Source organism: Rhodopirellula maiorica SM1 (assembly GCF_000346295.1).
Taxonomy (GTDB): Bacteria; Planctomycetota; Planctomycetia; order Pirellulales; family Pirellulaceae; genus Novipirellula; species Novipirellula maiorica.
Genome location: NZ_ANOG01000983.1, coordinates 1 through 1,368 on the forward strand (window position 1 = coordinate 1; position 1,368 = coordinate 1,368).

At 59.4% G+C, this 1,368-nt stretch carries 1 protein-coding gene; it reads left to right on the forward strand.

The window, feature by feature from the left end:
* A partial coding sequence (locus RMSM_RS41505; RefSeq protein WP_040770588.1) for a beta strand repeat-containing protein occupies positions 1–1,368 on the forward strand: 1,368 nt, incomplete at both ends.

Sequence of the window (1,368 nt, forward strand, 5' to 3'; positions counted from 1 at the left end):
CATTGGGATCACGCTTACCAATGCGGCACTCAACAACAACGTCGCGGGAGTGACAATTGAAACGAGTTCCCCCGGCAACGGCGGCGGGCTACATGTCACCGGTGCTGGCGACGTCACGATCACCGGCGGAACCGTTTCAGGCAACTCCGCGGCACTCGAAGGCGGCGGTCTGTGGAACGGATCCGGCACGATGACGATCAACGGCACCACCATTGACGGCAACACCGCATCAGGCGATGCGGCCGACGATGGTGGCGGCGGCATCTTTAACAACGGTGGCGACGTCGTAATCACAGGCAGCTCAACCACGATCAGCAACAACGTCGCTGACGGAACCAGCGGCAGCGGCGGCGGGATTTTCAATGCCACCGACGGAACGATCACAATCAGTGGTGTGAGTATCGCTGGAAATACTGCCAATCGTGCCGGCGGCGGAATCGAAGACGCCTCGGGAATCGATGGTGGTATTGACTTGACCGACGTGGATTTAAGTGGCAATGCCGCCGGCATTGGCAACGGCGCCGTAGCCAACCCTGGTAACGGCGGTGGACTGCATATCAGCGGCGCCGGCGATGTCACGATCAGCGGTGGAACGGTTTCCGGAAATACAGCCGCGGCCGAAGGTGGCGGATTGTGGAACAGTGCCAGCGGAACGTTGACGCTATCGAATGTCACGGTCGAATTGAATTCGGCCAGCGGCGATGATGCCGACCAGGGTGGCGGCGGAATTTTTAATGACGGCGGTACACTTTCGATCAGCGGCGGTTCGATCGAACAGAACTTTGCCGATGGTACTAGCGGCAGCGGAGGTGGTGTCTTGAGCGTCGATGGCGACGTGACTATCACGGGGACGCTGATCGATCAAAACGCGTCTCATCGCGCGGGCGGTGGGATCGAAATTATCCTCGGGTCGCTCGAGGTGACCAATACAACGCTGTCGGGGAACGCCACCGGTCCAACCGGCTTTGCCAACCCCGGAAACGGCGGCGGACTGCATGTCACGGGCGCCGCCAATGTCACGATCACCGGCGGAACCGTTTTAGGCAACTTTGCAGCACTCGAAGGCGGTGGTTTGTGGAATGGATCTGGCACGATGACGATCGATAACACCACCATCAATGGCAACACCGCATCAGGCGATGCCGCCGACGATGGTGGCGGCGGAATCTTTAACAACGGTGGCACCCTCACCATCACAGGCAGCTCGACCACGATCAGTAACAACGTTGCCGACGGAACCAGCGGCAGCGGCGGTGGGATTTTTAATGCCACCGATGGAACGATCACGATCAGCGGTGCGAGTATCACTGGAAATACTGCCAATCGTGCCGGCGGTGGAATCGAAGACGCCTCAGGAGAGTCAAACAG